The organism is Aquabacterium sp. UBA2148 (genome assembly GCF_002328915.1).
In the GTDB taxonomy this organism is placed as follows: Bacteria; Pseudomonadota; Gammaproteobacteria; order Burkholderiales; family Burkholderiaceae_C; genus Aquabacterium; species Aquabacterium parvum.
Map to the genome: position 1 here is coordinate 1 of NZ_DCXA01000228.1, position 2,664 is coordinate 2,664.

Sequence of the window (2,664 nt, forward strand, 5' to 3'; positions counted from 1 at the left end):
GGCGCGTGAAGCGAGCGTGCTGCCTTGGAGCGATGCCGCCACGACCGCCTTGCACAAGCTGTTGGCCAGCCTGCCGAACGCGCGGGCAGCGCCCCTGCGCGCACTCCTGCGGCGGGTCTTCGTCGGCAAACCGGCCAGCGCCACATTGGCGCAGTCGGCCGGTGCCACTCCGCCTGAGTTGCTGACCTTGTTCGAAGCCGCGTTCACGGGCGGCAACGGCCTGGGCTTTCGCTACACCGATGCGCAGAGGCGGTGCACGGATCGCGAGATCGAACCACACGGCCTGTTGGTTGAGCCACCGGTGTGGTACATCCTTGCTCGCGATGTTCAGAAGGACGCCTTGCGCACCTTCCGCATGGACCGCATCAGCTCGCCCGTCTTGTTGCCTGACGTTCGCTTCAGACCCAGCCTGAAGGTCGCGATGCAGCAATTGCCGGATGAGCAGCACATCGTCTGCGCTGACACCGGCAGGCGAGTCAAGCATGGGCCAGTAACCTGATCAGCCTGGGCTTGACGCCTTGCTCGGATGACGCCTGGGCTTGCGGTGGGTGTATGGGCGCCGCTCAATCTGGCCGATCACAGACGTCCGATACCACTCAGGCATGTCTTCGAAGTCCTTGATCAGGTGGTTGTACCTGACGGCCTTCGCCTGCCATGCGGCCTCGATGCGCGAGGCGGGATCCTGCATCAGCCAGGCGGCTTGCAGCAGGATCTGGTGCCTGGTCGCCAAGTCCGAGCCTTCCAGCGACAAGCGCCGTTCGTGTGTGAAAGCAATGGCGTCTGCACCGATCTCTGCGGCGGTGAGTACGTTCAAGCCGGCGCCGCGCTTGCTCAACATCATCGAGGCCAGGTAGCGATAGACCGACAGCAAATCGGGATCGACATCGAGTTCGTCATCTGTCGCTGAATCGAGTCGTTGGATGACCTCGCACAACCATCTCAGGGCATCGGGGCACTGAAAGGTTTTGGGCGGCACACCGATCGCAGCCCCCAGGTCGAATCCGCAGGCATGGCAGTGGCGCATGGACGGCAGGCGATCGTGCTCTGCCTTGCCCATCTCGATGCGGTGGAATGCGATCGCGTGTTGGCAGGCAGGGCATCGATCTAGCATTGCAACTTGATGCTTGGTGCAGACGGTTTTGAAACTGATCCGCCAACTGCGACGAAAGTAGGGTGGATTGCTTTCAGCAAGGCACAGGGGGCAAAACTGCATGCCAAAGCCCTCCCGCTTGCGGTGGTACATCTGCAGCGTTTGGATCCAGGGCAAATGGCCCGATGTCTTGAATGACTTGAACAGGGTTCCCTCGAACCCCCGCAACGTAGTGAGCCTCGCGCGGTCCAGGTGGGTGCCCGTTGATGCAGCCAACTCCTCGATCAACCAAGCAGGGCCCAGCCGATCGATGTCCCTGTTCCAGACCTGCCGCTGGTTGCCAAAGATCAGGTTGCAGAAGGTCTGAACCTTCTGCCCATGACCGTGAGCCAGCCGCATCAACCACGACGACAACAGCTCGTCCGGCAGGGGCTTGTATCGGATGGGCCAAAGCGGTCGCGTGAGGCCCCGCATGGTGTTGTCTCACAGGATCGGGCGGTGCTTGCGCCGGGCGGATGGAGGTACCCAGTCCAGGGCGTCGATCTGCTTGCGCGTGATCTGCCTCTTGCCACTTTTGATGGCTTCGATGGCCGCCGTTTTGCACAGGTCGCAGATGTTGCCGAGAGAGCCCTCCGCCATGGCTGTCAGTCTGGAGGTCATGTCCTCATCGCACAGCCAGGACGCTTCTGCCAAAGGAAGCTGCCGTTCGATGCTGCGAAGCAGGCGTTGGGCCTTCATGCCTTCCCACCGCGATGTCAAGGCCAGCGGTGGGAATCGGCTGGCCATTTGAGGATCCAAGTTCATGGCGTTGTACGCATCGTCGATGCCCGCCGCAACGATCGACACTTGGGTCTCATTGCCGAGGCTCTTGATGGCGTTGCGGAACTCCCGCTGTCGGGCCATGCTGCCCGCGACCAGGTGATGGATTTCATCGATGATGAGCATCTTCACCGACAGCTCTCGAAACAGCTGTTTGATCTGAAAGTACTTCTGGTGGGGTGAGGCCGTGTGCCTCACGTGGGCGAACATGGCATCCAGGATTCGGCTGTAGAAGTCGCTGATGTCTGGCTTCGGAGGGGCCTCCACCATGACCACCGGGCAGACCGTGGCCTCCCTTTCGGGGGCCTGGTTTGGCAAGTGATTTGACACAAACTTGTGGAGGATGGACGTCTTGCCGCTGAACGATGGGCCGACCAGCAGCAGGTTCGGCATCCGAGGCACGGTTGGATGATGAAGCATCGCATCCATCCGCTTCAGCGCTGCCATCGCGTCTTCGAGCCCTAGCCAGGCGCCTTTCTGGATGTGCTCGATGCGGATGTCGTCCGGCTCAGACAGGAGCGGGACGACCGATGGGGAAAGATGATCGTGCACGTTTTCCCCTTAGTCATCGGTGAAGGGGAGGATGAGTTCCCGCTTGGCAGCGTAGCCATCCTCGTGTGGCGCTGCGGCCTGATTCGCATCTGCGGGCACCTGTGCCTCAAAGGCTTGTGGCAATTCCTTGTGCTTTTGAGCTCGGACTTTGGTGTGTTCAGCCAGCTTCTGCAGCGTGCGACGTGCGGCCTTGGTCTTTTCTG

At 61.2% G+C, this 2,664-nt stretch carries 4 protein-coding genes; 1 reads left to right on the plus strand and 3 read right to left on the minus strand.

Annotated elements, in window-relative coordinates:
- Nucleotides 1-499: helix-turn-helix transcriptional regulator (locus B2W70_RS12925; RefSeq protein ID WP_286746251.1), on the plus strand; the 499-nt coding region annotated here is incomplete at its 5' end.
- Here B2W70_RS12925 and B2W70_RS12930 read toward each other — a convergent pair.
- From B2W70_RS12930 to B2W70_RS12940, 3 genes are all read right to left on the minus strand, one after another.
- Nucleotides 500-1,564: a TniQ family protein gene (locus tag B2W70_RS12930; RefSeq protein ID WP_286746253.1), complete on the minus strand. Its 1,065-nt coding sequence runs from the start codon at nucleotides 1,562-1,564 to the stop codon at nucleotides 500-502.
- 9 nt (nucleotides 1,565-1,573) lie between these two features.
- On the minus strand, nucleotides 1,574-2,461 hold the full coding sequence (locus tag B2W70_RS12935) for a TniB family NTP-binding protein (RefSeq protein WP_286746255.1): 888 nt from the start codon (nucleotides 2,459-2,461) through the stop codon (nucleotides 1,574-1,576).
- Between the two features lie 9 nt (nucleotides 2,462-2,470).
- Nucleotides 2,471-2,664 (minus strand): hypothetical protein (locus B2W70_RS12940; RefSeq protein WP_286746256.1); only part of this gene is annotated, 194 nt, incomplete at its 5' end.